Source organism: Niveispirillum lacus, from assembly GCF_002251795.1.
Taxonomy (GTDB): domain Bacteria; phylum Pseudomonadota; class Alphaproteobacteria; order Azospirillales; family Azospirillaceae; genus Niveispirillum; species Niveispirillum lacus.
The window spans coordinates 187,395-213,818 of the sequence record NZ_NOXU01000030.1; the positions used below are offsets into that span (position 1 = coordinate 187,395).

General features: G+C 61.8%; 24 protein-coding genes. 18 read left to right on the forward strand and 6 right to left on the reverse strand.

All coding sequences use genetic code 11. The features are described 5' to 3' along the window. The first annotated feature begins 57 nt into the window (after nt 1–57). The 16 genes from CHU95_RS13830 to lpxB all read left to right on the forward strand — a co-directional run bounded on the left by CHU95_RS13830 (nt 58) and on the right by lpxB (nt 15,889). Nucleotides 58–1,038 (forward strand): tetratricopeptide repeat protein, encoded by a 981-nt coding sequence (locus CHU95_RS13830; protein WP_094456922.1) that lies wholly within the window; start codon nt 58–60, stop codon nt 1,036–1,038. A gap of 253 nt (nt 1,039–1,291) precedes the next feature. Then, the gene (gene rpsB, locus CHU95_RS13835) at nt 1,292–2,065 is read left to right on the forward strand and encodes a 30S ribosomal protein S2 (RefSeq protein ID WP_094456923.1); all 774 of its coding nucleotides are present in this window, start codon (nt 1,292–1,294) and stop codon (nt 2,063–2,065) included. Nucleotides 2,066–2,202: 137 nt separating this feature from the next. Further along, nucleotides 2,203–3,126: a translation elongation factor Ts gene (tsf, locus tag CHU95_RS13840; RefSeq protein ID WP_094456924.1), complete on the forward strand. Its 924-nt coding sequence runs from the start codon at nt 2,203–2,205 to the stop codon at nt 3,124–3,126. 114 nt (nt 3,127–3,240) lie between these two features. Beyond that, nucleotides 3,241–3,963 carry a UMP kinase gene (gene pyrH, locus CHU95_RS13845; RefSeq protein ID WP_094456925.1) on the forward strand — a complete coding sequence of 241 codons (723 nt, stop codon included), beginning with the start codon at nt 3,241–3,243 and terminating at the stop codon, nt 3,961–3,963. 40 nt (nt 3,964–4,003) lie between these two features. Next, nucleotides 4,004–4,525, forward strand: a complete 522-nt coding sequence (gene frr, locus CHU95_RS13850) for a ribosome recycling factor (RefSeq protein ID WP_094457241.1) — start codon at nt 4,004–4,006, stop codon at nt 4,523–4,525. A gap of 37 nt (nt 4,526–4,562) precedes the next feature. Then, complete coding sequence (locus CHU95_RS13855; protein ID WP_094456926.1) at nt 4,563–5,303, forward strand: isoprenyl transferase; 741 nt, start codon at nt 4,563–4,565, stop codon at nt 5,301–5,303. Further along, nucleotides 5,266–6,066 (forward strand): phosphatidate cytidylyltransferase, encoded by an 801-nt coding sequence (locus CHU95_RS13860; RefSeq protein WP_165772159.1) that lies wholly within the window; start codon nt 5,266–5,268, stop codon nt 6,064–6,066. Before CHU95_RS13855 ends, CHU95_RS13860 begins: the two co-directional genes overlap by 38 nt. 11 nt (nt 6,067–6,077) lie before the next feature. Further along, nucleotides 6,078–7,244 (forward strand): 1-deoxy-D-xylulose-5-phosphate reductoisomerase, encoded by a 1,167-nt coding sequence (locus tag CHU95_RS13865; protein ID WP_101749369.1) that lies wholly within the window; start codon nt 6,078–6,080, stop codon nt 7,242–7,244. Nucleotides 7,245–7,265: 21 nt separating this feature from the next. After that, on the forward strand, nt 7,266–8,417 hold the full coding sequence (gene rseP / locus CHU95_RS13870) for an RIP metalloprotease RseP (protein ID WP_094456928.1): 1,152 nt from the start codon (nt 7,266–7,268) through the stop codon (nt 8,415–8,417). Nucleotides 8,418–8,434: 17 nt separating this feature from the next. Continuing rightward, nucleotides 8,435–10,762: an outer membrane protein assembly factor BamA gene (gene bamA, locus CHU95_RS13875; RefSeq protein WP_245838243.1), complete on the forward strand. Its 2,328-nt coding sequence runs from the start codon at nt 8,435–8,437 to the stop codon at nt 10,760–10,762. A 17-nt stretch (nt 10,763–10,779) separates the two neighbouring features. Further along, complete coding sequence (locus CHU95_RS13880) at nt 10,780–11,370, forward strand: OmpH/Skp family outer membrane protein (RefSeq protein WP_165772172.1); 591 nt, start codon at nt 10,780–10,782, stop codon at nt 11,368–11,370. A gap of 54 nt (nt 11,371–11,424) precedes the next feature. Next, nucleotides 11,425–12,474: a UDP-3-O-(3-hydroxymyristoyl)glucosamine N-acyltransferase gene (gene lpxD, locus CHU95_RS13885; RefSeq protein ID WP_094456930.1), complete on the forward strand. Its 1,050-nt coding sequence runs from the start codon at nt 11,425–11,427 to the stop codon at nt 12,472–12,474. After that, nucleotides 12,452–12,925, forward strand: coding sequence for a 3-hydroxyacyl-ACP dehydratase FabZ (gene fabZ, locus CHU95_RS13890; RefSeq protein WP_094456931.1), 474 nt, complete (start codon nt 12,452–12,454; stop codon nt 12,923–12,925). The genes lpxD and fabZ overlap by 23 nt, the downstream gene beginning before the upstream one ends. A 124-nt stretch (nt 12,926–13,049) precedes the next feature. Further along, nucleotides 13,050–13,838: an acyl-ACP--UDP-N-acetylglucosamine O-acyltransferase gene (gene lpxA, locus CHU95_RS13895; protein WP_094456932.1), complete on the forward strand. Its 789-nt coding sequence runs from the start codon at nt 13,050–13,052 to the stop codon at nt 13,836–13,838. Nucleotides 13,839–13,844: 6 nt separating this feature from the next. Further along, on the forward strand, nt 13,845–14,663 hold the full coding sequence (locus CHU95_RS13900; RefSeq protein WP_094456933.1) for an LpxI family protein: 819 nt from the start codon (nt 13,845–13,847) through the stop codon (nt 14,661–14,663). Continuing rightward, nucleotides 14,660–15,889: a lipid-A-disaccharide synthase gene (gene lpxB, locus CHU95_RS13905; RefSeq protein ID WP_094456934.1), complete on the forward strand. Its 1,230-nt coding sequence runs from the start codon at nt 14,660–14,662 to the stop codon at nt 15,887–15,889. The genes CHU95_RS13900 and lpxB overlap by 4 nt, the downstream gene beginning before the upstream one ends. 173 nt (nt 15,890–16,062) lie before the next feature. Here the strand turns inward: lpxB and CHU95_RS13910 are convergent, their stop codons facing one another. Both CHU95_RS13910 and CHU95_RS13915 read right to left on the reverse strand, forming a co-directional pair. Further along, nucleotides 16,063–17,763 (reverse strand): tetratricopeptide repeat protein, encoded by a 1,701-nt coding sequence (locus tag CHU95_RS13910; RefSeq protein ID WP_094456935.1) that lies wholly within the window; start codon nt 17,761–17,763, stop codon nt 16,063–16,065. Between the two features lie 62 nt (nt 17,764–17,825). Then, a complete protein-coding gene (locus tag CHU95_RS13915) occupies nt 17,826–18,170 on the reverse strand; it encodes a VanZ family protein (RefSeq protein WP_133065531.1) in 345 nt (114 codons plus the stop codon). 289 nt (nt 18,171–18,459) lie between these two features. Here CHU95_RS13915 and CHU95_RS13920 point away from each other — a divergent pair, with 289 nt between their 5' ends. Both CHU95_RS13920 and CHU95_RS13925 read left to right on the forward strand, forming a co-directional pair. Further along, a complete protein-coding gene (locus CHU95_RS13920; protein ID WP_094456937.1) occupies nt 18,460–18,789 on the forward strand; it encodes a hypothetical protein in 330 nt (109 codons plus the stop codon). Nucleotides 18,790–18,852: 63 nt separating this feature from the next. Beyond that, nucleotides 18,853–19,365 carry an MmcB family DNA repair protein gene (locus CHU95_RS13925; protein ID WP_094456938.1) on the forward strand — a complete coding sequence of 171 codons (513 nt, stop codon included), beginning with the start codon at nt 18,853–18,855 and terminating at the stop codon, nt 19,363–19,365. Between the two features lie 43 nt (nt 19,366–19,408). Here CHU95_RS13925 and CHU95_RS13930 read toward each other — a convergent pair whose 3' ends face one another. The 4 genes from CHU95_RS13930 to CHU95_RS13945 all read right to left on the reverse strand — a co-directional run bounded on the left by CHU95_RS13930 (nt 19,409) and on the right by CHU95_RS13945 (nt 26,188). Next, complete coding sequence (locus tag CHU95_RS13930; protein ID WP_245838245.1) at nt 19,409–20,767, reverse strand: hypothetical protein; 1,359 nt, start codon at nt 20,765–20,767, stop codon at nt 19,409–19,411. Next, nucleotides 20,748–21,275 (reverse strand): BON domain-containing protein, encoded by a 528-nt coding sequence (locus tag CHU95_RS13935; RefSeq protein ID WP_165772173.1) that lies wholly within the window; start codon nt 21,273–21,275, stop codon nt 20,748–20,750. Before CHU95_RS13935 ends, CHU95_RS13930 begins: the two co-directional genes overlap by 20 nt. 159 nt (nt 21,276–21,434) lie before the next feature. Further along, a complete protein-coding gene (locus tag CHU95_RS13940; RefSeq protein ID WP_245838247.1) occupies nt 21,435–22,208 on the reverse strand; it encodes an N-acetylmuramoyl-L-alanine amidase family protein in 774 nt (257 codons plus the stop codon). 206 nt (nt 22,209–22,414) lie between these two features. After that, on the reverse strand, nt 22,415–26,188 hold the full coding sequence (locus CHU95_RS13945; protein ID WP_094456941.1) for a vitamin B12-dependent ribonucleotide reductase: 3,774 nt from the start codon (nt 26,186–26,188) through the stop codon (nt 22,415–22,417). Nucleotides 26,189–26,424: the final 236 nt, after the last annotated feature.

Consider the following 26,424-nt stretch of genomic DNA (forward strand, 5'->3'; position numbering starts at 1 on the left):
ATCCGCCACAGCGAGCGACCAAATAGTTAAGCACCCTTAAGCATTCTGGACGGTCCCATGCGTCTTATCGCTCATGTCGCCATGCTGTCGCTGCTTGTGTTGGCGGGCCCGGCGATCGCACAGACCGCGGTGCGTGACTATGCCGCCCTGGTCGAACCCGATGACCGGGAGGAGGTCGCGGCCACGCCGCTGAAGGACCGGCTTGCTGCCAATCCGGGAGACCTGAATGCCGCCCGCGAATTGCTGCGGGTCTATCAGCGATACGGCAATATCGAGGCAGGGCAATCGTTGGGAGCCAGGTTGGCGGCGGAGTTGCCGGGCGATCGGGATGTGCTTGAAGCCAGGATGGTACTGGCCACACGCCGCATCGATGCGGCCTCCCTGTTCTCCAAGAAGGCGGCAGCAGGGGAGTTGCTGACCCTGTGCGAGGGTGAACGTCAGCGTGACCCCCGCAGCATTCCGGCTCTCAACTGCATTGCGCAGTACCACCTGGTCGCGCCGTCGATTGTTGGAGGCGATAAGGCTAAGGCGGATGAAGCCATCAGCGCCATGCAGGCCGTGAATGAAGGACATTATCTGCTGCTGCGCGCGAATCAGGCTCTCAGCAATGAGGATGAGGCGGGTGGACGGGCACGGCTGATGGAGGCGGTGGCCAAACTGGACGACGCCTCTGATCTGGCGGGGGCGGCTGTCCGCCTGGGCCGGCTGGGTGACATAGAGTCCGCGTTTGCAGCCCTGGATAGGGCGCTGGAGATTGATCCAGCCGATCCGTTCACCCTTTACCAGCGGGGGCGCGCCGCAGCCGCGTCAGGGCGCCATCTGGAAAGCGGACGCGACGCGCTCTTGCGTTTTCTATCGGGCCCGGCCTGGATAGGTGGCACGAACTACCGTGCGGCTGCCCATTGGCGGCTGGGGATGATCTATCAGGCCATGGGTGATACGGGCACCGCAGAACAGGCCTACAGGCGTGCCTTGGTTCTGGAGCCCAAACATAAGGAAGCGCAGGCAGCACTGAAGGCGCTCAAAACAGCGGGTTAATGCGGAGCGGAGCCCCGCCATGCGGTGATGGCGGGGCGGGCGGTCGCAAATCGCTTCCGGGTGGGGTTGCAAAGCAGGCCCGCCTGCGCTATTCCACCGCCCGTCGTTAATCCCACACGTGGGCTTGCGGTGTGCTGGCTTTTACACAGACGTTGGTTGTCTGAAAGGGGCCTGCCCATCGATCCGGTGTCAGGCGGGCATGGTGCCCGTCCGGCATTGCTCACGGAGGCCAAACCGGAAAAGGAAGTTTTCCATGGCTATGCCGACCTTTACCATGCGTCAGCTCCTCGAAGCTGGCGTTCACTTCGGTCACCACACCCGTCGCTGGAATCCCAAGATGTCCACGTACATCTTCGGTGCCCGCAACGGCGTGCATATCATCGATCTGGAGCAGACCGTTCCGCTGCTGCACCGCGCCATGCAGGCCGTGCGTGACGTTGTCGCTGGCGGTGGTCGCGTTCTGTTCGTCGGCACCAAGCGCGCCGCCCAGGAACAGGTGGCTGCTTCCGCCAAGCGCTGTGGCCAGTACTATGTCAACCATCGTTGGCTCGGCGGCATGCTGACCAACTGGAAGACCATCTCTCAGTCGATCCGTCGTCTGAAGGAAATGGACGAGGCGCTCGCCCATGGTGAAGGCTCTGGCCGCACCAAGAAGGAGCTGCTGAACATGACGCGCGACCGCGATAAGCTGGAGCGCGCGTTGGGTGGTATCCGTGACATGGGTGGCTTGCCCGACCTGCTGGTGATCATCGATACCAACAAGGAAAGCTTGGCCATTCAGGAAGCCAACAAGCTGGGTATCCCGGTGGTTGCCATCCTGGACAGCAACAGCGATCCCGATGGCATCACCTTCCCGGTTCCTGGTAATGATGACGCCCTGCGCGCCATCGAGACCTATTGCGAATTGCTGAGCGGCGCCGTCCTGGACGGCCTGCAGGCTGAAATGTCGGCCGCCGGTATCGATGTCGGCGCCCAGGAAGTCGCCCCGGCTGAGGCTCTGCCCGCCGAAGAGGCCGTCGAGGCCTGAGTTTAAGGTGCGACGGCCGGGCCGCATCCGAATTGGATGCTGTCCGGCCGTTGTGCTGTCCGGGCTAGGCACGAAAATGCCTTAGTCCCTGTGCTATCCAGATACCCGTCAGACCCAAGACGATTAGAGAGGCGAATATGGCCGAGATCACCGCTGCCCTCGTGAAGGACCTGCGCGAGAAGTCCGGCGCCGGCATGATGGACTGCAAGAAGGCGCTGACCGAAACGGCCGGCGACCTGGAAGCCGCCATTGACTGGCTGCGTAAGAAGGGCCTGGCCGCCGCTGCCAAGAAGGCTGGCCGCGTCGCTGCCGAAGGCCTGGTTGGCGTGGCCGCCAACGGCACTGTCGGCGCTGCCGTCGAACTGAATGCCGAGACGGACTTCGTGGCCCGTAACGATGCCTTCCAGACTGCTGTTGCCACCGTCACCAAGCTGGCGCTGGACACTGATGGGACGCTGGACAGCCTGAAGGCCGCTGCCTATCCGGGCACCGGCCGCTCCGTCGCCGATGAACTGCCGAATCTGGTCGCCACCATCGGCGAAAACATGAATCTGCGCCGCGTCGCCAAGCTGTCGGTCACCGACGGTGTGGTCGCGTCTTATGTTCATGGTGCCCTGGTCCCCGGCTTGGGCAAGATTGGCGTGCTGGTGGCTTTGGAGTCGACCGGTGACAAGGCCGCTCTGGCCGAACTGGGCAAGCAGATCGCCATGCATGTCGCTGCCGCCCGTCCGGAGGCCCTGGACATTGCCGACGTGTCGACCGCCAACCTGGAGCGCGAGCGCGCTGTTCTGGTCGAGCAGGCCCGGGCGAGCGGTAAGCCGGAGAACATCATCGAGAAGATGGTCGAAGGCCGCGTCCGCAAGTATTATGAAGAAGTGGTCCTGCTGGAACAGCTCTACGTCATCGACGGCGAAACCAAGATCCGCAAGGTCGTGGAAAATGCCGCTAAGACGGTTGGCGCCCCGGTTGCCCTGACTGGTTTCGTCCGCTTCCAGTTGGGCGAAGGCATCGAGAAGGAACAGTCCGACTTCGCCGCTGAAGTGGCCGCGATGGCCGGCTGATGCGGTTCCGGGGCCGGACCTGAGCCGGCTCTGGAGCGTTAATCTGTCGGGGCCGGTTCGCCGGCCCCGACATGATCTGTTGAAGACCGGATTTCCAACCGAAAGGACAAACCCGTGCCCGAGGCCCGTTACAAGCGCGTTCTTCTGAAACTTTCAGGCGAAGCCCTTATGGGGGAGAGGGAATACGGGATTGATCCCAATGTCGTCAGCCGCATGGCGACAGAGATCAAGTCCGTGATCGATATGGGGATCGAGGTCTGCGCCGTTATCGGCGGCGGCAACATCTTCCGTGGTATTTCTGGCGCTGCGTCCGGCATGGAACGCGCGACCGCCGACTATATGGGGATGCTGGCCACCGTTATGAACGCGTTGGCCGTGCAGAACGCCCTGGAAAAGGCCGGTGTGGAAACCCGCGTGCAGTCGGCCATCCCGATGGACAGCGTTTGCGAGCCTTATATCCGTCGCAAGGCTGAGCGCCACATGGAAAAAGGCCGGGTGGTGATCTTCGCCGCCGGCACTGGCAATCCCTTCTTCACCACTGACACGGCTGCGGCATTGCGCGCTTCGGAAATGGGCTGCGATGCGATGTTGAAGGCCACCAAGGTGGATGGCGTCTACAGCGCCGATCCGAAGAAGGTGAAGGATGCCATCCGCTATGACCGCCTGACCTATCTGGACGTGCTGTCCCGCGATCTGCAGGTCATGGACGCTTCAGCGATTTCGCTTGCCCGCGAGAACAAGATTCCCATCCTTGTCTTCTCCATCCAGAAGGACGGTGGTTTCGCCGAGGTGATGGCGGGGCAGGGTAAATTCACCATCATAACCGAAGAGGCATAAGGTGGCTGCTTCCGCTCTGATCAAGGACATCGAGCATCGCATGGCCGGTGCTCTTGAGGTGCTCCGCAAGGAATTTGCCGGCCTGCGCACGGGCCGCGCGTCGGCCAACCTGCTGGAACCAGTGACGGTCGAGGCCTATGGCACGACAGTGCCGCTGAACCAGGTCGCCAACATCTCCGTGCCGGAGCCGCGGCTGATCTCGGTCCAGGTGTTTGACCGGTCTACAGTCAAGGCCGTGGAGAAGGCAATCCGTGACGCTGGTTTGGGCTTGAACCCGCAGACCGAGGGCTCGACCATCCGCGTGCCGATTCCAGAACTGAATTCCGAGCGCCGTAAGGAACTTTCCAAGGTCGCTGCCAAATACGCTGAACAAACCCGTGTCGCTGTCCGCAATGTGCGCCGCGACGGCATGGACAGCTTGAAGAAGCTGCAGAAAGACGGCGACCTGTCCGAGGACGAGCAGAAGACATGGGCTGACAAGGTTCAGGCCGCCACTGACGCCCACATCAAAAAGGTGGACGAGGCGCTTGTGGCCAAGGAAAAGGAAATCCTGCAGGTCTGATCGTTTCCCGGTACCCAAGGGTTAAGGACCTGCTGCCATGCCGGGCCCCGCCACATCCGCCTGTCTGCCGCCGCCCTCGCACATTGCCATCATCATGGATGGCAATGGGCGCTGGGCGACGGCACGGGGCCTGCCCCGCACGGCAGGGCATAAGAAGGGCGTGGATGCCGTCCGCCACGCAATCGAGGGCGCGCGCGAACTGGGCGTGCGTTACCTCACCCTCTACAGCTTCTCCACGGAGAACTGGAGCCGACCTGAGGACGAAGTCTTCACGCTTATGCAGCTCCTGCGTTTCTATCTGCGGGGTGAAATTGCCAAGCTGCATAAGAATGGCATCCAACTGCGGGTGATCGGGGACCGGTCCCGACTGTCCGCAGACATCCAGGCACTGATTGCCAATGCTGAAACGCTGACAGCCGAAAACACCGACATGACCTTGGTGCTGGCGCTGTCCTATGGTGGCCGTCAGGAACTGGTGGATGCCGCGCGCAAGTTGGCCCAGGCGGTGGAGCGCGGGGAGTTGAACCCGGATGCAATTACGACAGACGTCTTTGCCCGGGAGTTGAGCACAGGGGGCACCATTCCTGACCCTGACCTGATGATCCGTACCAGCGGTGAAAAGCGCATCAGCAATTTCCTGTTGTGGCAGCTAGCCTATGCGGAGATGGTGTTTCTGGACACGCTATGGCCGGATTTCACCCGACGCGACCTGGAAGCGGCCATTCAGGAGTACCACCGGCGTGACCGGCGGTTCGGGGCCACCGTTGGAAGTCGTTGAAATCGTGAACGATCAGCGCGTACCTGCCAAAAAACCCCGCTCCAACTTCACGCAACGCGTGATCTCCGCCCTTGTCCTGGCTCCGCCTGTGCTGGGCGCGGTCTGGTGGGGCGGCGTGCCTTTCCAGATGCTGGTTCTGGCAATCGCAGTCTTGTCTGGTTGGGAGTATTTCCGGCTGGTGCGGCAGGGGCGGCATCGTCCTGGCCATTTTGCCTTCATGCCATTTTATATTGGCCTCCCCTTTATCTCCATGCTGTGGCTGCGTCTGGAAAGCGGTCCCTATGGTTTGGCGCTGTTCCTGTTCCTGATGCTGTCCATCTGGGCCACCGATATTGGGGCCTATGCAGCGGGCAAGAGCATCGGCGGGCCGAAACTGGCGCCGCGCATCAGCCCCAAGAAGACCTGGGCCGGCCTGATCGGCGGCATGGCGGCATCGGCCTGCCTTGGGGGGCTGTTCGGGGCGGCACAGAGCGGGGACTGGTTGCCAGGCTGGTTGGTCCCACCGGCGGCCACCGATGTGCCGCATGATGTGTCACTGGCAGCGATTGCCGCTTATGCGGCCATCGGTGCGGTGTTGGCCGTGGCCGGGCAGGCAGGGGATCTGTTCGAGAGTTACATGAAACGCCGGGTGGATGTGAAGGACAGTTCCACCCTCATTCCCGGTCATGGTGGTATTCTGGATCGGATAGACGGGTTGTTGTTTGCAGCCCCGCTTTATGCACTGTTCGAGATGACGGCCGGGGAATGGGTGCGATTTTGGTGAAATGTGAGACGATGCGCCGCGTGACCGTGCTGGGCTGCACCGGATCGGTTGGTAGCAACACCGTCGAACTTTTGGCGACCTACCCCGACCGGTTCCGCACCGAAGCCCTGGTGGCCAACCGCAATGTGGCCAAGCTGGCGGAACAGGCCCGCCTGCTGCGCCCGGCCCTGGCGGTGGTCGCGGATGACAGCGCCTATGCCGATCTGAAGCAGGCGCTGGGCGGTACCGGCATTGAGCTCGCCGCCGGCCCCGCAGCCGTTGTGGAGGCGGCGAGCCGTGAGCAGGCTGACTGGGTGATGGCGGCCATTGTCGGGGCGGCAGGACTGGCCCCGACGCTTGCTGCGGTTCAGCGCGGCGCCACCGTAGCGCTCGCCAACAAGGAAGTGCTGGTCTGTGCCGGTGAACTGGTGATGGCCGCGGTACGTCGCTGTGGTGCCACCCTGCTGCCTGTGGACAGCGAACACAGCGCCATTTTCCAGGTGTTTGACGAAGCACGCCGTGAAGGCATCTCCCGCCTGATCCTCACCGCCTCCGGTGGCCCGTTCCGCACTTGGACGCGTGAGGCTATGCAGGACGTGACCCCGGCCCAGGCCTGTGCCCATCCCAACTGGTCCATGGGTGCCAAGATCAGTGTCGACAGCGCCAGCATGATGAACAAGGGCCTGGAACTGATTGAAGCCCACCATCTGTTCGCCGTGCCGGAGAACCGGATCGACGTGCTGGTCCATCCGCAATCGGTGATCCATTCACTGGTCGAATATGTCGATGGCTCGGTGCTTGCCCAACTGGGCACGCCCGACATGCGCACGCCCATTGCGGTGGCGCTGGCCTGGCCCAACCGGGTGGCCACGCCTGGCGATCGGCTGGATCTGGTAAAGGCGGCCAGCCTGACCTTCGAGTCGCCTGACCCAGAGCGTTTCCCCGCCCTCCGTTTGGCGCGCCGCGCCTTGCAAAGCGGGGGAGCGGCCCCTACAATCCTCAACGCGGCGAATGAGGTGGCGGTGGCCGCCTTTCTGGCCGGAAATCTGGGTTTCCTGGATATTCCGCGCGTCGTTGAAAAGTGTCTGGATACCCTGTCGCATGGCCCTATGGCGACGCTGGCAGATGTGGAGGCGGCCGATGCGGAAGCACGTTGCCATGCCTTTGCCGAAATTGCGGTTTTATCTCGCGCGAACTGAGCGGCCCCAGGAGGCGCATTGATGGAAGTCTTCGGCTTCATCTGGAATTACGGGGTAATGTTCCTGGTCGTGCTGACCATCCTGGTCTTTGTGCACGAAATGGGACATTTCCTGGTGGCGCGCCGCAATGGCGTGCGGGTGGAGGTGTTTTCCATCGGCTTCGGTCCCGAGATTTTCGGACGCACTGACCGGCTGGGCACCCGCTGGAGATTCAGCCTGATACCGCTGGGCGGCTATGTGAAAATGTTCGGTGATGCCGGGGCGGCCTCCACGCCGGGCGCCGGTCTGTCGAGCATGAGTGAGGCTGACCGTGCTGTGTCGTTCCATCACAAGCGTGTTGGACAACGCATGGCCATTGTGGTGGCGGGGCCGGCAGCGAACTTTCTGTTCGCCATCGTGGCTCTGGCCTTCATGTTCGTGGTCTATGGTCAGCCTCACACTCCGCCCGTGATCCGGGAAGTCCTGCCTCAGGGTGCAGCGGCTGAAGCCGGCATGAAGGCGGGCGACCGAATCTTGTCCCTGGATGGCCGTGAAACGTCTCGTTTCGAAGACGTGCTGGGCGTCATCGTTATGAATCCCGGCCGGACCGTGTCGATGGTGGTGGAGCGGGTCGAGGCGGAGGGCGCAGAGCCCAAGCGCCTGGAACTGAGTATCACGCCACGGGCGGAACAGATGGAGGACCGGTTCGGCAACATCCACACGATAGGCCGGATGGGGGTGATGCGTGGTAATGACGAGTACCGCCGCCAGACACCGCTGACGGCCCTGTGGGAAGCCGGTAAGGAGACGGTCCGGTTGACGGAAGGGACGCTTGATGCCGTCTGGCAGATGGTGCTCGGCATGCGCAGTACCGCTGAACTGGGCGGTCCGCTGCGCATCGCCCAAATGTCAGGTCAGGTAGCCCAGATGGGCTTCGTGACCATGATCTGGTTCGTGGCCGTGCTGTCCATAAATCTGGGTCTGATCAACCTGTTTCCTATTCCGATGCTGGACGGGGGCCATTTGCTGTATTACGCAGTGGAAGCCGTTCGCGGTCGGCCTCTTGGCGAACGGGTCCAGGAATATGGTTTCCGGTTCGGTCTTGCTTTGGTATTGACCTTGATGGTTTTCGCCACGTGGAACGATATCGTTCAAATGCGTGTCGTTGATTTCGTCAAGGGTGTCCTGTCTTAGCCTTTTTGGGGGAACAGTTGGTCTCGGTTTCCAGGTTCGCGCTGTGCCTGCTGCTGGGCGGCACCGCAACATCCGCTATCGCGCTGTCGACCGGCGCCATGGCCCAGGAGGCGTTTGATGGTGGCATCATTCGCGATATCCGTGTCGAGGGGTCGCAGCGCATCGAAAGCGCCACGGTCCAGTCGTACCTTACGGTTCGACCAGGCGACAGTTTCGATCCCGACAAGATCGACCAGTCGCTGAAGTCGCTGTTTGCGACTGGGCTGTTCGCCGACGTGTCGATCCGCCGTGAAGGCGGGGTGATGCTGGTGCAGGTGGTGGAGAACCCCATCATCAACCGCATCGCCTTTGAGGGGAACAAGCGCATCAAGACAGAGGATATCAATCCCGAGGTCCAGTTGCGCCCCCGCACCGTCTATACCCGTACCCGCGTCCAGAATGACGTCGAACGCATCCAGGAACTCTATCGTCGTAAAGGCCGCTTTGCCGCGCGCATTGAGCCGAAGATCGTTCAACTGGAACAGAACCGCGTCGACCTGATCTTCGAGATCGAGGAAGGTCAGATGACGGGCGTGCAGGCCATCAACATCGTCAACAATAATGTATTCGACGATGATGAACTGCGCGAGATCATGATCACCAAGGAGTCGCGCTGGTGGCGGTTCCTGTCGTCCAACGACAACTACGATCCCGAGCGTCTGCGGTACGACCAGGAGCAGGTGCGCCGTCATTACCTGCGTAATGGCTATGCCGATTTCAAGGTCCTCACGTCGGTCGCCGAACTGACGCCCGACCGCGAGGAATTCTTCATCACCATGACGGTGGATGAGGGCAAGCGTTATAAGTTCGGCCGGATCACCATCCAGTCGGAAATTCCCGACATCGATGTCAACCCGCTCTATGAAGCCATCAGCGCCTATCAGGGCGAATGGTACAATGGCGACAAGATCGAAGAGAGCATCACCGCCCTGACCAACCGTCTGGGTGATTTGCAATATGCGTTCGTTGAAATCGACCCGTTGCTGGACCGCAACCAGGAAGATCAGACGATCGACGTTATCTTTGAGTTGAAGGAAAGCCCGCGCGTCTTTGTCGAGCGTGTTGATATTATTGGTAATTACAACACCCTGGACAAGGTCATCCGGCGCGAGATGCTCCTGATCGAGGGCGATCCGTTCAGCGTGTCCAAGCTGAAGCGCTCCGAACAGCGCATCAAGGATCTGGGTTATTTCCTTGATGATGGTGTCGAGGTGAAGACCGAAGAGGGCAGCTCCCGCGATCAGTCAGTGATCACGGTCGAGGTTGAAGAGCAGCCCACCGGCGAAATTCAGCTTGGTGCCGGTTACTCATCCACCGATGGCGCTTTGCTGGACTTTTCGATCCGTCAGCGCAACCTTTTGGGTAAAGGCCAGGATTTGCGCCTGTCCACCCTGCTGTCGAGCCGAAGCTTCGAGGTTGATCTGGGCTTCACCGAGCCTTACTTCCTCGACCGCGATCTGGCTGCGGGTGTTGATCTGTTCCGTGTCGTGCGCGACAACCGCGATACCATTTCCTACGATTTGGAATCGACCGGTGTCGTGCTGCGTGCCGGCTATCCGCTTTCGGAAAAGCTGCGTCAACGCCTCAGCTACTCGTTGGTCCAGAATAAGATCGACAATATTTTCTTCGGATCGTCGCTGTTCCTTCAGGACCAGTTGGGCACCACCATCACCTCATCGGTGGAAAGCCAGTTGCTCTATGATGACCGTGACAGCAAGATCGATCCGACCAGCGGTTACTATTTCCTCTGGTCGGTAGAGTTTGCTGGTCTTGGTGGCGACACCCGGTATCTGCGCAACCGCGTCACCGCAGGCCAGTATTGGGAGCCGTTCGAGGAAGTGGTGCTGGGCCTGACGACCGAGGCCGGCTACATCTGGGGAATGGGCGAAGACCTGCGCATCAATGACCGCTTCTTCATTGGCGGTGACACCCTGCGGGGCTTTGAAATCGGTGGTATTGGTCCCCGCAATGTGCCCGATCCGAATAATCCGGAGAATAGTGACGCGCTGGGCGGCACCATCTTCAGCCGGGCCAGCCTGGAGTTGACCACAAAGCTAGGTCTGCCCGATGAACTGGGTGTGAAGGCACACGCCTTCTACGATGCCGGCACCCTGACGGCAGCCAAGGAAACCCCAGGCACGGGCGATGTTTTCCGCGACAGCAATAAGGTTCGCATGTCGGCCGGTGTGGGTGTGTCGTGGAAGTCGCCTTTCGGTCCGATCCGGTTGGATCTGGCTTACCCCATTGCCAAAGAGCCGTATGACCAGACCGAGACGCTGAAATTCAGCTTCGGTACCCGGTTCTAACGGGGGAACGGGCCTTGGTGCGCCGCTCCATCGCCCTTCTCTTTGCCGGCCTGGCCCTTCTGGTCGGGCCGGCCGCATCTTATGCCCAGGAAACGACGGGTGTGGCGCAGCCGGCGTCCCGTCGCTTGCCCTATGCGCAGGTGGCTGTGGTGGATATCCCCACGATCCTGCAGCAGGCCACGGCTATGCGTACCATTCAGCAGCAACTGGATGTGCAGAAGGAACAGTTGCAGCGGGATGTGGCTCAGCAGCAAGAAGGATTGCGCCAGGCTGAACAGGAACTGGCACGACTGCGGCAGACGGTGTCGGTGGAAGAGTTCGACCGTAAGCGAACGGAGTTTGAAACCCAGGTTTCGGCCACCGGTCGCGCGTTACAGGAACGCACCCGCCGCCTGGATATTGCGTTTAATCAGGCCCGCAATAATGTCATCAACACGCTCGATCAGGTGATCGCGGAGGTGGCTCGGGAGTCGGGTGCCACTTTGGTCATCTCGCGGCAGTTCATTGTCTATCAATCGGGCGCCGCAGGTGACATTACGGCCGAGGTATTGGAACGGTTGAACGGCCGCTTGCCCCAGGTCACGGTCAGCGTACCGCCGCCGACATAAGGGACGAGGGGCTTGGTGCCCCGCCCTTTTCGTTATCGAACGCAGGAAACCCCCATGGCCGATCCCCGTTTCTTCGACCGTGCCGGCCCCTTCACGCTGGCCGAACTGGCAGCCCGGTGTGGGGCGACCTTGTCTGTCGATGCCGACCCAGCCCTTGTGCTGACCGATGTCGCCCCGCTCGATCAGGCTGGTGCCGGGCATTTATCCTTTCTGGATAACCGCAAATATCTGGAGGCCTTTCAGGCCAGCCGGGCGGCGGCCTGTGTCGTTCATCCTTCCTTGGCCGACAAGGCACCAGCGGGCACGGCCTTGTTGTTGTCGACCAAGCCCTATCGCAGTTATGCGCTTTGTGCGCAGGCCTTTTACCCGCTGCCGGCGTCGACCGGCCGGATCTCCGCCGCCGCCCATGTCGATCCGTCCGCAAGGTTGGGGGAGAATGTTGAGGTGGCGGCGGGGGCGGTGATCGAGGCGGGCGCAGAAATCGGGCCGCGCACCCGTATCGCGGCTAATGCGGTGATCGGACGCCATGTGCGTATCGGGGCTGACAGCGTGATCGGTGCCTGTGCTTCGTTGTCCCATTGTCTGATCGGCGATCGGGTCGTGATCTATCCGGGGGCCCGGATCGGGCAGGATGGTTTCGGTTTTGCCATGGATGTGGCGGGTCATGTCCGTGTGCCGCAGATGGGGCGGGTGATCATCGAGGATGATGTGGAAGTCGGGGCCAACAGCACTATAGATCGCGGTGCGGGGCCGGATACCATCATCGGCCGGGGCACGATGATTGATAATCTGGTCCAGATCGGGCACAACGTCACGCTTGGTGCTGGCTGCGTCATCGTGGCTCAGTCCGGCATTTCAGGCAGCACGAAGTTTGATCATCATGCTGTGCTGGCGGCGCAGGCAGGGGTGGCCGGTCACCTTTCCATCGGCGCAGGAGCTCGTATCGCGGCACAGAGCGGCGTGATGCGGGATGTGCCTCCGATGACGGAAGTGTTCGGCACGCCGGCGCAGCCCAAGCGGCAATATTTCCGCCAGGTCGCCATGATGGCGCGGCTGGCGAAGGGGAAAAGTGGACGGGGCGATGAGCACGACGGAAACGAATAAGGTCGCGGCGACCGAACTGGATATCAACCGGATCATGGAACTGATCCCGCATCGGTATCCAATGCTGCTGGTTGACAAGGTGAAGGACATTGTTCCCGGTGAAAGCTGCACCGGCATCAAGAATGTGACGATGAATGAGCCGCAGTTCACTGGCCATTTTCCGCAAAAGCCGGTTTTCCCCGGCGTTATGATCGTGGAAGCCATGGCCCAGACCTCGGCAATCCTGGTGATGCAGACCCTGGGACAGGAAGCCGAGGGTCGTCTCGTGTATTTCATGGGGATCGAAGAGGCGAAATTCCGTCGTCCCATCGGCCCCGGCGATCAGATCCAGATCAAGGTCCAGAAGGTCCAGAACCGCCGCAATGTCTGGAAATTCAAGGGCGAGGCCTGGGTCGACGGCAATCTGCATGCCGAGGCCACCTACACGGCCATGATCGTCATGGGGGATTGAGGTCGGTTCGCGCTCCATCGGGTGGACACGGGGCCGACTTAATTTTGTCAAACGCCTTTGTTAAAGGCGGTGTGAAGGGCGGGCGACCGCCCTTTCGCATGTCAGGAAGCAGAAGGGCCGGCTCATGAGCGCCAATATCCATCCCAGTGCCATCGTCGATCCCGGTGCCCGTATCGGTACGGGGGTGGAGATCGGTCCATTCTGTGTGGTCGGTCCAAATGTGGTGCTGGGCGATTATGTCCGTCTCGTCAGCCACGTCGCCGTTGATGGCTGCACTACCATTGGCGAGGGCACGATTGTCTATCCGTTTGCCTCGCTGGGGCATGCGCCACAGGACCTTAAGTACCGAGGGGAGCCCTCGGAGCTGATCATCGGACGCCATAACCGCATCCGTGAGAATGTCACCATGAATACCGGTACCGAGGGTGGCGGCATGGTGACCCGGGTGGGCGATGGCGGCCTGTTCATGGTCGGCGTCCATATCGGTCATGACTGCCAGGTTGGGAACAATGTGATCTTCGCCAATAATGCGACCTTAGGCGGGCATGTGGTGGTCGGCGACCATGCCGTTCTGGGCGGCCTTTCGGCGGTTCATCAATTCGTACGCATTGGCGCTCATGCCATGATCGGCGGCATGTCTGGGGTAGAGGCGGATGTCATCCCCTATGGTCTTGTTAAAGGGGACCGCGCCTATCTGGCGGGGTTGAACCTGGTTGGGTTGCAGCGTCGCGGTTTTGCCAAGGACGATATCCACGCCCTTCGCGCTGCCTTCCGGCACCTGTTCGAGGGAGAGGGCCAGATGTCCGACCGCATTGCTTCCGTGATGGCAGAGGCAGGTGCTGTGCCGTCGGTGGCCGATGTGCTGTCGTTCCTGGCGGATCGGGGTAGTCGCGCCCTGACACAGCCACGCTGATCCACCATGGCGGGACGGCTGGGCATTATCGCCGGAGGGGGGGACCTGCCACGGCAGGTGGCAGAGACCTGCCGACGGGATGGCCGTGGCTTCTTCGTTATCGCCTTGGAAGGGCAGGGGGCTGAGGTATGGCTGTCGCCCGACATGCCGCACGCGCTGTTCCGTATGGGGGCGGCTGGCGCGATACTTGATCGGTTGCGCGCAGAGGGGGTGACCGACATCATCCTGGCTGGTGGCGTGCGACGCCCGTCCCTGACCGATCTGCGCCCCGACTGGTACGCGGCGCGTTTTTTTGCTCGCCTGGGCCTGAAGGCTTTGGGGGATGATGGATTATTACGCGCTGTCGCTGCGCTGCTGGAGGAGGAGGGGTTCCGCGTAATCGCCATCCAATCCATGATCGCTGACCTGCTCATGCCCTCCGGCGTACTGTCACAGGCAGTGCCGGATGAGGCGGCCCTGGCCGATATTGCCCATGGCCTGACCGTCGCACACGCCCTGGGTGCCGTCGATGTCGGGCAGGCGGTGGTGGTACAGGCAGGGTTGGTGCTGGGCGTGGAAGCCATTGAGGGTACCGACGCCCTGATCTCCCGCTGTGGCGCATTGAGGCGGGACGGGACTGGGCCGATCCTCGTGAAATGTGCCAAGCCGGGTCAGGACCGTCGCCTTGACCTGCCGACCATCGGCCCCGATACGGTTGCCGCCTGTATCGCCGCCGGTTTCGCCGGTATTGCGGCTGAAGCGGGAGCAACCCTGTTTGTGGGGCGTCAGGATGCCTTGCAGGCCGCCGATGCGGCGGGCCTGTTCGTTATGGGCGTATCGGCATGACGGGCCCCCTGATCTACCTTGTCGCAGGCGAACCCTCGGGCGATGTGCTGGGTGCGCGGCTGATGGCGGCGCTGAAGCAGGCGATGGGTGGGCAGGTGCGCTTTGCCGGAATCGGCGGTGAACGGATGATCGCCGAGGGCCTGGTCAGCCTGTTCCCCATGGAGGAACTGACCCTGTTCGGCCTGGCCGAACTGTTGCCCAAGCTGCCCCATCTGATCCGCCGTATCGGGCAAACGGCGGGCGACATCCTGGCGTGCCGGCCCGACGCCGTCATCACCGTTGATGCCCCGGATTTCTGTTTCCGGGTGCTGAAAAAGGTGCGGCGGGCCGATGCGTCGATCAAGCTGATCCATTATGTCGCCCCCACCGTCTGGGCCTGGCGGCCCGGCCGAGCGCGGAAGATCGCGCAATTCCTGGACCATCTGCTTGTCCTGCTGCCGTTTGAACCGCCATATTTCGAGGCAGTAGGTCTGCCCGCCACCTTCGTCGGCCATTCGATTGTCGAGGCGGGGGTGGAACGAGGGGATGCTGCGGCCTTCCGTGCCCGCCATGACCTTGCCGCCGATACGCCGCTGCTCTGCGTCCTGCCGGGCAGCCGGCGCAGCGAGATCAAGGTGCTGCTGCCCGACTTTGCGGCAACCCTGGCCATCCTCAAGGAACGCCATCCCGGCCTGACCGTCGTGGTACCGACCTTGGGCAAGGTCGCGGCACCGGTCCGCGCTGCTGCTGCCGTCTGGCCGGTACCCGCCATCGTCGTGGAAGGAGACGGAGAGAAATATGATGCTATGGCCGCCAGTATAGCGGCTTTGGCGGCAAGCGGCACGGTGGCGCTGGAACTGGCGCTGGCGCGTTTGCCCTCGGTCATCGCCTACCGTATCCATCCGCTGACCTTTTGGCTGTACCGGCGGCTGATCCGCGTGAAATTTGCCAATTTGGTCAACATCATGCTGGGCCGGATGCTTGTGCCGGAATGTCTCCAGGATGACTGTACCCCACAGCAGCTGGCGGATGCCGTCACCTTGCTGCTGACCGATGCCGCGGCCCGTCGCCAACAGGTGGACGGTGTGGCGCAGGTTGCCCAGTGGCTTGGCCAAGGCGGTGGCAAAACACCCAGCCAGCGGGCGGCCGCCACCGTGCTGGACCTGGTGGACAAGGCACGGGTGGGAAGTCAACCGGAGTGTCGTGGTGACCATGCCATGTCACCCGGCCTGAATCCGCCGATCTAATCCGTCAAGGTACGCCCCATGTGAGGCCTATTGCACCTGGTGCCGTTCTGGCCTGGAACCGCACCATCCGAAGAGGATGATGGCGTCTTTGATCGTTGCTTTCTGCAGGACGATGGGGCAGGCGGTCACGTCGGGCTTGGCGGCCACCCCGTCGCATACAGCAACCGCCCGCTTCAGGGTGTAGTGTCAGCCTTCACCGTAGCCATCAGCCCATTCTTCAGCTTGGCCTCTGCCGAACGGCGCAAGCTGTCATCCTTACCGGCCTGATGTGCAGCGCGTGCCCATTGGAACCGGGCTTCCGCCTTGCGGCCCACGGCCCAGTAGGCATCTCCCAGATGATCGTTGATGGAAGGATCGCCGGGTTCCAGTTCCAAGGCCTTTTCCAGCATCTCCACAGCCTGTTCCGTTTTGCCCAGTTTGAAGAGGGCCCAGCCCAGACTGTCGGTAATGAAGCCGTCATTGGGTCTCAGCGCGAGCGCCTTTTCGATCAGTGCCTTGCCTTCTTCCAGGCGCTGGCCGCGATCAACCCACGAATATCCCAGATAATTCAGAACGCTGGGCTGATCGGGTTGAAGCTCCAGCGCCCTTTTCAGGGCAGTCTCTGCCTCTGGCCAGTCGCCTTTGCTGTCGAGGGTCATGGCCCGCGCATAATGCAGCATCCAGTCGCGGGGCCGCGTTTCCTTGATCCGGGCCAGGGCCTGATCATACGCGGCCAATGCTTCGGTTGTACGTTTGGCGATCCGGTGCATGTCGCCCAGCCGAAGCAATGCGTCGGTTCGTTCCGGCCGCTCTGCTGCCATTTTTTGCAACAGGGCAATGGCTTCGTTGTCACGTTCCAGTTGGCGAAGCACGTCGACCTGGCGCAATCGCGCCATCCACAACATGCCTGGGCCACCGGTGATGCCCCGGAACTCGTTCAGCGCCGTATTTGCCCGGTCGCGGGCGACCAGGATATCGCCCAACAGCATGCGTGTCAGCGGCTGGTCCGGTTCCAGGTGCAACGAAACCCGGCCATAAAGCAGCGCCATCTCCGCTGCTCCTTCCTGGTGCAACGCCGAAGACAGCTCGAACAGCGCTTGGCCCAGTCCGGCGGCAGCGCTGCCAACCAGCGGGGCAGGTCTGCCGCCCTTTTCCAGCCGGTTCAGGGCATCTTCAACCACCATGCTATCCGGATTGGCTTCCAGATATTGCCTGTACAGTTTACGGGCGGCATCGCTTGCCCCAGACCGTTCCTGGAAATTGCCGATCAGCAAAGTCAGACGCAGCGGCATCCCTAGCTTGGCGGCTTCAGCATAGTGTTGGAAGGCCCCATCGCGGTTGCCCCGCAAATCCTCAATGAGGGCCAGTTGCTGCGTCTGGATGGACTTGAACCCCTCATGGCTCGATAGCGGGTTCAGCAACATTATGGCGCCGTCGAAGTCCTTTTCCGCCACCGCGATCCAACTGGCCAGGAGTGGACCGATATAGGGCGACATGCCATCGGCCGGCAACGCAGCAACACGGGCCGCAGCCTCCTTGGTGCGGCCGGCGCGAAGATCGTCGGCGACCAGCAGTGCGTGGGCTACGAAACTGCCGCCACCTGCCTCGCCGGACACTTGCCGGCGGGCCAGGGCCAACGCCTCCTCATCCTGGCCTTCCCCCAGTGACAGCAGAAATGTGCGACGCAGAAGGCCCGCATTGCCGGGGTCCAGTTTCAGCACTGCCCCCAGATTCTCACTGGCAACATCCCAGGCGCCGGCATTCTGGGCGATGCGGCCCATCAGATAGCGGGCAATGGCGGTGCTGTTGTCGGCGGGTTGGGATGGGGTGGCCTGCTGTGCCGATCCCATTCCTGGCAAAGCCAGGGTCAGCATGATCGTCGATACCACGACCATTTTCGGCCGAAATCCCACTCCACCCAAGGGCCACCATCCTTCCACCAGACAAGCCTGTCCGGTCAGTCGCCTGACCGGTCCGCCTTTATCATACGTTCAAATAGCATACCCCTGACCAGGGACCAGTGTCGCAAAAGGATGAGCGCCAGGCCGATACCCACGATATCTGCAATCACATCCTCCAGGCTGGCCTGGCGGTTGGGAACCATGCCCTGCACAAGTTCGATGCCGACTGCAAGGACCAGCAGCAGCAGCACGGCCATGATTCGCCCCCCCCGACTACGATAGGCCCAGAGGCTGAGACAGCTCAGACCGGCAAAACACAGGATGTGCAACCCCTTGTCCGTGTACCCATCCCCTGGCGGCGCCAGTCCGGCTTCAGCCCCCATCCAGGGCAAGATCACCATTGCCAGGGCCAGGATCACCGTGCCGACACGATGTCTGACCTGGGCGGAAGGGTTTCGCAGAAAGGTTAACAGGGCAGACTCCGATCACTTCGGCTCTCTAAAGCAATGCTAGAATAGCGGAGTTTGGCCACTGCGGCGACAGATCCTGGCGTTGATACACCGCATGCATATTTTGCAGGCTGGTCGCGCATTTGACGCGCAGGCTCTTACCTATTTTTTAACAAACATCGCTGTAATAAAGGGCTTGCTGACGGCGAAGTCGTGAGCTGCTCGAACCCAGGGACCTTGCATGTTTCCCGCAGTGGCGACCGGAGCCCTCAATCCGGCCAATGGCATCGTGGCTGCCGCTCTGTCCACCCCCACTTTTGATACCGCTGCGGCGCACACGCCGCCCCCTGCCAATGATCCTGTTTTTGACGGGGTTGAGGTTCTGACAGAGCAGATTCTGTCAGCCGTTGCGCGCAGCCGGGCACTTGGGCACCGTGACACCCGCATTACTTTGACCCGTCCTACCGAAACGGTGGAAGGGGTGCGCAACCGCCTGTTGATGGCGGGTCTGGCCCCGGTCGTCCGTGCGTCCAGTACGGGTGGTGTTTCGGTGCTGTCGGTTCGCTGCTGACCCAGCGGCCGCTGCCAGAACGGCCTTGCCTTGCAGGATGGGTGAGGTTCATGATCTGTGCTCATGAACCCTACCACTGGGCCTGCCCTGATCCTGGACGGTGATCTACCGTTGCAGCCAACGGCTGCCTTGCCGCGCCCGCCATCCGATGCCGCTGCCGCGATCACCCGCGGCGTGCGGCGGATGCTGGCCGAACGCGGTCAGCGCGGGCTGTTGGAATTTCCACTGGCCAACGGGCGCCGGGCAGACATCCTGGCCCTAGCCGACGATGGGGATGTTACGATCATCGAGGTGAAAAGCGGGCCCGCCGATTTCAAGACCGACCAGAAATGGCCGGACTATCTTGAGTATTGCGACCGTTTTTTCTTTGCCGTCGCGGCGGACTTCCCGCTGGACCTGATCCCAGCCGGATGCGGACTGATCATTGCCGATGCGTTTGGCGCCGAAATAATCCGTTCCTCGTCTTTGACAAAAATGGCTGCCGCCCGGCGCAAGGCACTGACCCTCCGTGTGGCCCAAATCGCAATGGCCCGCCTGCATCGGGTGGAGGACCCCGGTTTCCGGGTTGCAGACTGAAGCGGTGGCGCCGTCAGACATGCCTGTCGGCGTCCCTGCGCCATCACTCCAGCATTGGCTTGCCGGTCTCGATTTCGACCAGCGCCGCCAGCAGGGGCACCGCGATGTCACGACGCTGGCCGGACCCGCGCTCGGCTTCCGAAATGGCGGCCTGGAACGTCCCGCGCCAGCGATTGTCGGCAAACAGCAGTCGGTCAGCGCGCGCCCGTTGCACCAGCGTAATGGGTGTCCGACTGTCCGTCACTGTCTTGTCAAGCCGGGCGGACAATGTGTCGGCCTGACCGCGGTCCTTGGCCCGTAGGGCGCCGTCAATTAACTCGACGTAGGTTTCGGCCTTCAGGTCATTGTCCTGCAACTGGTCGGCATAAGTCAGTGTCAGCACCTTTTCACCACGGGCTTCCAGCCGACCCAGTACCTGCGGGATCGTCCAGGGGCTTTCCTCCTGAACCGTGCGCAGCAGACCCAGCGCCAAATTGGTATCGCCCAGATCGCCGGCGGCCACGGCCAGTTCCGGCGGGCAGCAATTTCCGCGACGGTCTTTGAACCGGCTGAACTGCTCCTCCACCGTATTCAGGAACAGCGTGCGCGCCCTGGCCTCCAGGCCCACATTCAGCAGCGACTGCGCCACCAGACCCAGTTCCCAGGCGCACCCCTGCGTGCGGGCAAACTCGGTCAGTTCTTCTGTAATCTCCGTGGCTCTGGTTACGTCACCACGCCAGACCAGTGCCTCGACAATGTCGGACAGGTTGTAGACGCGGGTGGCGCAGTCATGGAACTCACGTGTAATGGTCAGGGCTCGGTCCACCTCGCCGGTCAGGGCCAGGGTGCGACTGACGAACAGGTCGGGACTCACATCCCCTTTGGCCCCACCCGTCCGCAGGGCCTGCACGAAAGGGGCGACAATGGGGCGTACCCGCGCCTTTTCTCCAATCTGGTAATGTGCGACTGCCAGCGACAACCAGTCCCAACGTGGGGCCGCAATCGGGTACTCGATGGGGGTGACCAGCGCCTCGATCCGGTGCAGCAGGCAGGCATTTGACTTCGGATCGGCACAGACCAGCCCGCGCAGCCGGTTTTTGAACTCGACATAGTCGAAATCACCGATGAACTGGTTGGTCATCAGTTGTACGGCCAGGGTGCTTTCCGGCAACCGCATGATGATGTCGGCCAGCAAGGCGTCGGCCTGTTGCAGCAGCTTTGTCTGCTCCCCTTCATCATAGGATTGGTCGGCCTGACGAATGGTCTGCATGGCTTGCACAAACTGCCGGTTGGCCTGCGCGTTCTGGTCGCTGACCTGCGCCCAGGCGGTGCTGGGCACCATCATCAGGGCCAGGGCCAGAAGGGCAGGGACGAACAGTGCGTGCCCCCAGTGGCGGGCAGCGTCAATTCGGGACTTGGACATGGCTCACCACCCGGCGGACCCGCGCGATTTCGCGCGCGTGGTTTCGTACCCGTTCCAGTTCCTGCGGCGACCGGGCGCGGCCCATGAGATAGATCACCTGATTAACCGTCTCGATCGTGAAGTTGCTGGAGGTAATCTCCGGGTCGGTCATCAGATCTTTGCGCAACTGTGCGGTGATCCACATGTCGGTAGCCCGATCAGACAGGCCGGATTCGTCGCCGATGCCGATCTCGTTGATCACTTCCTTCAGCCCATCGACCTGCCAGGCCAGACGGACGCCGGTTACCCGCTCATCGGGGTTGGCGGCGCGGCCGGTCAGAAGCGCGCGGGCATCCCGCACTTCCACGCGCAACCTCTCATTCAGGCCACCGGCTTCCCTCCAGCGTCGTTCGACCTCACGGCGCAGGCCATTGTCATCCAACGCCACAGCCGCTTGGTTACTCCCCGCATCGTTCTGGCCAAGGGCCGGTGGCGTCAGGGCAGCGCCCATCGCCATCAGCATCGCCATTCCCAGACCCCTGGGCGCCCAAAGGCGCATGTTCCCCATCGTTCATGCCTCCTGCGACCGTGATGTTCCCGTTGTACGGCCGGACTCTATTGGTGAAATGTGGTGAGAACCGGGCCGGGGGATGCGGTTTCCGCCCCGGCGGGGTGTGTCAAGAGGGCCTCAGGCGAAGGGAGCGGCTGTCATCACCGCTGTTAGTTCACGGGCCAGGATACCGGCGATGTTGCGGCGTGCCTTTGCATCGCGCAGCAGCGTCTCATCCTGGGGATTGGACAGAAAACCGGTTTCAATCAGCAACGACGGAATGTCGGGCGCTTTTAGCACCGCGAAATTGGCAGACCGCATCGGGTTTTCCAGCAGGCGGACATCCTTGCCCGCACCCTGGATAATCGATCGCTTGGCCTGCAGGGCGGCGGTCACAGTGTGTCGGGCAGCCAGATCCATCAGAATGCCGGCCACCTTCTCATCCAGACCGGACACATCCACGCCCAGACCGCCGGCGATGTTTTCCTGCTGGGCAATGGCAGCCGCAAAGTCGTCGCTGGCCTTTTCTGACAGTGTGTAGGCCGACATACCGCGCGCTGCCTTATTCGGCGCGCTGTCCGCGTGCAGCGAAATGAAAAGGTCGGCCTTTGCCGCTTGGGCGATCCGGACCCTTTCTTTCAGGTCGATGAACCGGTCATCATCGCGGGTTAGTTGTACCTGCCAGCCCCGCGCTTTGCCCACCTGACGGGCAACCTCCTTGGCGATGTCCAGTACGACATGCTTTTCGTAGGTGCCGCGAGCGCCAATGCAGCCAGGATCATGTCCCCCATGGCCGGGGTCCAACATGACCAGACGGGGCGGTCGCGGCTTGCGGGATGGCGGTTTGGGCTTGCCGCCCTCCTGCGCTTGGGCATGCGAAGGGGAGACGTGCAGCAGCGTAACCGATGCCATCGGCAACACGGCCGGGACACCTAAAGCGAAACGGAGCAAATCCCTGCGATTCATCGACGCGACCACCAATCGGGCCCGGAACGGACTGGCCCTTCGTCAACGGATCATGTTTGGACCCCAGCGCACCGTTGCGCAATAGAAACATGCGTTCCTGTTGCGCAACTGCGGCATTGTGTGCCTGCAAGGCTACAGTTGGTGTCCGCGCCTTAGCTGCAGCCCGTCGTTCCGCCGCAAGTGTCGCATTTCAGGCAGGTCCCATTGCGCACCAAAGTCATGTTCTGGCACTCGGGACAGGGGTCGCCTTCATAGCCGCGGGCGCGGGCTTCCTTGATCCGCTCAAACCGGTTGTCTTGACGGCCGACGGTACCGCCGCGCAGCGCGGTGCTGGACAGGCTGTCAGAATGGACCGACGTCGCGGCCGCATAGGTGCTGACATCGGTACCTGTGGCGGCAAAGGCTGTGGTGGCTTGTTGGAAACCAGCGATAACCCGGCCCTGTTGACCGCCCGGTACGACGCGCAGGTTGGAGCGGACATAGCCAGTGGAAGCGATACGGGCCACCGCGGCCAGGGTTTCCTGGGTCATGCGGGCGGCATTATCAGGCAGTTCGGGGGCCGTATTGGCGGCTTCCGGTACACCGGCCAGGTTGGCCTCCGCGTCGCCCCGCCCCATCGTGTCAGGCAGAAGGTCGTCCGGTGTGGCGTGCGCCAGGTCGTTACGCCCGAGATAAGAAATGGCCAGTTCCCGGAACACGTAATCCAGGATGCTCGTCGACATCTTGATCGCGTCGTTCCCTTGCACGATGCCCGACGGCTCGAACCGCGTGAAGGTGAAGGCTTCCACATATTCTTCCAGTGGCACGCCATATTGAAGGCCCAGCGAGACCGCAATGGCGAAGTTGTTCATCATTGAGCGGAAGGCGGCACCTTCCTTGTGCATATCGATGAATATCTCCCCCAGGCGACCATCTTCATACTCGCCGGTGCGCAGATAGACCTTGTGCCCTCCGACATTGGCTTTCTGGGTATAGCCCTTGCGCCGCTGCGGCAGCTTTTCCCGTTCGCTGACGCGGATCACCTTTTCGACGATCTTTTCCATGATGCGTTCGGCGACCAGTGGGATGCGGGCGGCAGCCGGTGCCTCGACCACACGTTCCAGCAGGGTTGGCTCGTCGGTCGTCAGAGCATCCTCGTCCTCTTCCAGCACCTGGGCGTTCAACGGCTGCGACAGTTTTGATCCGTCACGATAGAGCGCGTTGGCCTTGAGGCCCAATTGCCAGGACAGCATGTAGGCATCGGTACAGGCCCTTACCGAGGCGCTGTTGGGCATGTTGATGGTTTTGGAAATAGCCCCTGAGATGAAGGGTTGTGCCGCTGCCATCATCCGGATGTGGGCTTCTGCCGACAGATAGCGCTTGCCGATCTTCCCGCAGGGGCTGGCGCAGTCGAACACCGGCAGATGTTCGTCTTTCAGGCCCGGCGCACCTTCCAGCGTCATGGCGCCGGCCACATGCAGGTTGGCCGCCTCGATTTCTTTTTTTGTGAAACCAAGATGTGTCAGAAGGTCGAAGCCAGGACTGTCGAGCGTGTCGGCCGCAATGCCCAACGTGGCGGTGCAGAACGCCGCACCCAGGGTCCATTTGTTGAAGACGAACTTGATGTCGAAAGCTGATGCCAGGGCGCTTTCGACCTTCTCGATCTCTGCATCGCTGAAGCCCAGTTTGCGCAGCCGGTCATGGGTGATGCCCGGTGCGCCGACCAGCGTGCCATGTCCCACGGCATAACGTTCGATCTTCGCGATGGCCGCGTCATCATAGCCCAAGCGCGAAAGCGCCTCGGGCACAACGCGGTTGATGATCTTGAAATAACCGCCGCCGGCCAGCTTTTTAAACTTCACCAGGGCAAAATCCGGTTCGATCCCTGTTGTATCGCAATCCATCACCAGCCCGATGGTGCCGGTGGGCGCGATCACGGTCGTCTGGGCGTTGCGGAAGCCATGGGCACTCCCCTGTTCAAGGGCCTGGTCCCAGGCCTGACGGGCCGACTTGATCAGGTCGGCATCGGGGCATTCATCGGCCAGCAGTGGCACCGGTGCTACGGAAAGCCCTTCATACCCGGTTCGTGCCCCATACGCCGCCCGGCGGTGATTGGCGATGACCCGAAGCATCGGCTCCCGGTTCGCCGCAAAGCCGGGGAAGGGGCCCAAGGCTCGCGCCATCTCCGCGGAGGTGGCATAGGCCACGCCCGTCATCAGCGCCGTAATCGCCCCTGTCAGCGACCGGCCCTCGGCGCTGTCATAGGGCAGGCCCGCCGCCATCAGCAGGCCGCCGATATTGGCAAACCCAAGGCCCAGGGTGCGGAAATCATGGGACAGGCGCGCGATCTCGCGGCTGGGGAACTGCGCCATTGCCACCGAGATTTCCAGGACCATGGTCCAGAGCCGGCACGCATGCGTAAAAGAGTCGACATCGAAACGACCATCCGATCGGCGAAACTCCATCAGGTTGATGGACGCCAGATTACAGGCCGTATCGTCCAGGAACATATATTCGCTGCACGGGTTGGACGCGTTGATGCGGCCCGAGGCCGGACAGGTATGCCACTCGTTGATGGTCGTGTCGAACTGCACGCCCGGATCGGCCGATTGCCACGCGGCATAGCCGATCTTGTCCCACAGATCGCGGGCGCGCAACGTTTTGGCTACCTTGCCATCGGTGCGGCGAATCAGGTGCCAGGGGCCGTCTGTTTCCACCGCCTCCAGAAAGGCATTTGGTACACGAACGGAATTATTTGAATTCTGGCCGCTGACCGTCAGGTACGCCTCTGAGTCCCAATCCGTGTCGAAGGTGCGAATATCCATTTCCGCATAGCCCTGACCCGCAAGCTGTATGGCCCGCTGGATATAGTTTTCAGGCACCAGATCGCGGCGCGCGGCGCTGATGGCCCGCTTCAGGGCGCTGTTCTTGGTTGGGTCCAGGCGGTCGGCATCCGGGCCGATACCCTCGTTGGCGGCGGCCATCACCATATTCAAATGGCGGGACACCTGCTTGGACCCGGTCACCAGGGCCGCTACTTTCTGTTCTTCAACGACCTTCCAACCGATATAGGCCTCAATATCGGGATGATCCAGATCGACAGTCACCATCTTTGCGGCCCGGCGCGTGGTCCCGCCTGATTTGATGGCCCCGGCCGCCCGATCGCCAATTTTCAGAAAACTCATCAGCCCCGACGATTTGCCGCCGCCTGACAGTTTCTCATCCTCCCCGCGCAGGCGGGAGAAGTTTGTTCCACTACCGGAACCATACTTGAACAGGCGTGCCTCGCGGACCCAGAGGTCCATGATCCCGCCTTCATTGACCAAATCATCGGCCACTGACTGAATGAAGCAGGCATGTGGTTGCGGCCGCTCATAGGCGGAATTGGACGGGACAACAGCGCCTGTCGCCGGATCGACATAGAAATGGCCCTGCGCAGGACCGTCGATCCCATAGGCCCAGTGCAAGCCGGTGTTGAACCATTGTGGGCTGTTGGGGGCGGCCATCTGCCGGGCCAACATGAACCGCGTTTCGTCGAAAAAGGCTGCGGCATCGGCGTCCGAATCGAAGTATCCGCCCTTCCAGCCCCAATAGGTCCAGGTGCCCGCCAAACGGTCGAAAACCTGTCTCGCCGAGGTCTCGCCACCGCTGCGCTGATCGTCGGGCAGGGCGGCAAGCGCCTTATCGTCTGCGACATGGCGCCACAGGAAGCTGGGAACACTGTTTTCTTCCACCGCCTTCAAGGCCATCGGCACGCCGGCACGGCGGAAATATTTCTGGGCCAGGATGTCACAGGCCACCTGACTCCATTCCGCCGGTACCTGGATATCTTTGGCCTGAAACACGGTGGAGCCATCCGGATTGCGGATTTCGCTGGTCGCCGTTCGGAATGGGATGTCCGCATAGGCATCCTGGCCTTCGACAGTGAAACGGCGCTCGATACGCATTGTTGCAGGCCCCTTTTCCCAGACAAGGCGGCGGTCCCGGTCCAACCCTTCCAGACCGGACGGGCACCTCCACACCGCTATATATGGTGACGGGCGAGAGGCTAGGCCACAGGGGCGGGTGGGGCAACGAGATTTTGTTGGGAAAAACAGAGGCATATACCGCTTATTGTGGTTGACGCCCTTGCAGGGGGGAGTCCACGGCGATCTATCGCGCAAGTGGCGGAAAATCTGGCTGC

Bases quoted from the DNA above. Each gene is read 5' to 3' on its own strand.
- lpxA (WP_094456932.1), top strand. From the start codon at position 13,050: ATGAGCGCCAATATCCATCCCAGTGCCATCGTCGATCCCGGTGCCCGT.
- CHU95_RS13915 (WP_133065531.1), bottom strand. From the start codon at position 18,170: ATGGTGATCTTGCCCTGGATGGGGGCTGAAGCCGGACTGGCGCCGCCA.
- lpxB (WP_094456934.1), top strand. From the start codon at position 14,660: ATGACGGGCCCCCTGATCTACCTTGTCGCAGGCGAACCCTCGGGCGAT.
- fabZ (WP_094456931.1), top strand. From the start codon at position 12,452: ATGAGCACGACGGAAACGAATAAGGTCGCGGCGACCGAACTGGATATC.
- CHU95_RS13925 (WP_094456938.1), top strand. From the start codon at position 18,853: ATGAACCCTACCACTGGGCCTGCCCTGATCCTGGACGGTGATCTACCG.
- CHU95_RS13830 (WP_094456922.1), top strand. From the start codon at position 58: ATGCGTCTTATCGCTCATGTCGCCATGCTGTCGCTGCTTGTGTTGGCG.
- CHU95_RS13940 (WP_245838247.1), bottom strand. From the start codon at position 22,208: ATGGCATCGGTTACGCTGCTGCACGTCTCCCCTTCGCATGCCCAAGCG.
- frr (WP_094457241.1), top strand. From the start codon at position 4,004: ATGGCCGGTGCTCTTGAGGTGCTCCGCAAGGAATTTGCCGGCCTGCGC.
- CHU95_RS13930 (WP_245838245.1), bottom strand. From the start codon at position 20,767: ATGTCCAAGTCCCGAATTGACGCTGCCCGCCACTGGGGGCACGCACTG.
- CHU95_RS13900 (WP_094456933.1), top strand. From the start codon at position 13,845: ATGGCGGGACGGCTGGGCATTATCGCCGGAGGGGGGGACCTGCCACGG.
- CHU95_RS13920 (WP_094456937.1), top strand. From the start codon at position 18,460: ATGTTTCCCGCAGTGGCGACCGGAGCCCTCAATCCGGCCAATGGCATC.
- CHU95_RS13935 (WP_165772173.1), bottom strand. From the start codon at position 21,275: ATGGCGATGCTGATGGCGATGGGCGCTGCCCTGACGCCACCGGCCCTT.
- CHU95_RS13945 (WP_094456941.1), bottom strand. From the start codon at position 26,188: ATGCGTATCGAGCGCCGTTTCACTGTCGAAGGCCAGGATGCCTATGCG.
- CHU95_RS13910 (WP_094456935.1), bottom strand. From the start codon at position 17,763: ATGGTCGTGGTATCGACGATCATGCTGACCCTGGCTTTGCCAGGAATG.
- CHU95_RS13855 (WP_094456926.1), top strand. From the start codon at position 4,563: ATGCCGGGCCCCGCCACATCCGCCTGTCTGCCGCCGCCCTCGCACATT.
- rpsB (WP_094456923.1), top strand. From the start codon at position 1,292: ATGGCTATGCCGACCTTTACCATGCGTCAGCTCCTCGAAGCTGGCGTT.
- tsf (WP_094456924.1), top strand. From the start codon at position 2,203: ATGGCCGAGATCACCGCTGCCCTCGTGAAGGACCTGCGCGAGAAGTCC.
- CHU95_RS13865 (WP_101749369.1), top strand. From the start codon at position 6,078: ATGCGCCGCGTGACCGTGCTGGGCTGCACCGGATCGGTTGGTAGCAAC.
- rseP (WP_094456928.1), top strand. From the start codon at position 7,266: ATGGAAGTCTTCGGCTTCATCTGGAATTACGGGGTAATGTTCCTGGTC.
- lpxD (WP_094456930.1), top strand. From the start codon at position 11,425: ATGGCCGATCCCCGTTTCTTCGACCGTGCCGGCCCCTTCACGCTGGCC.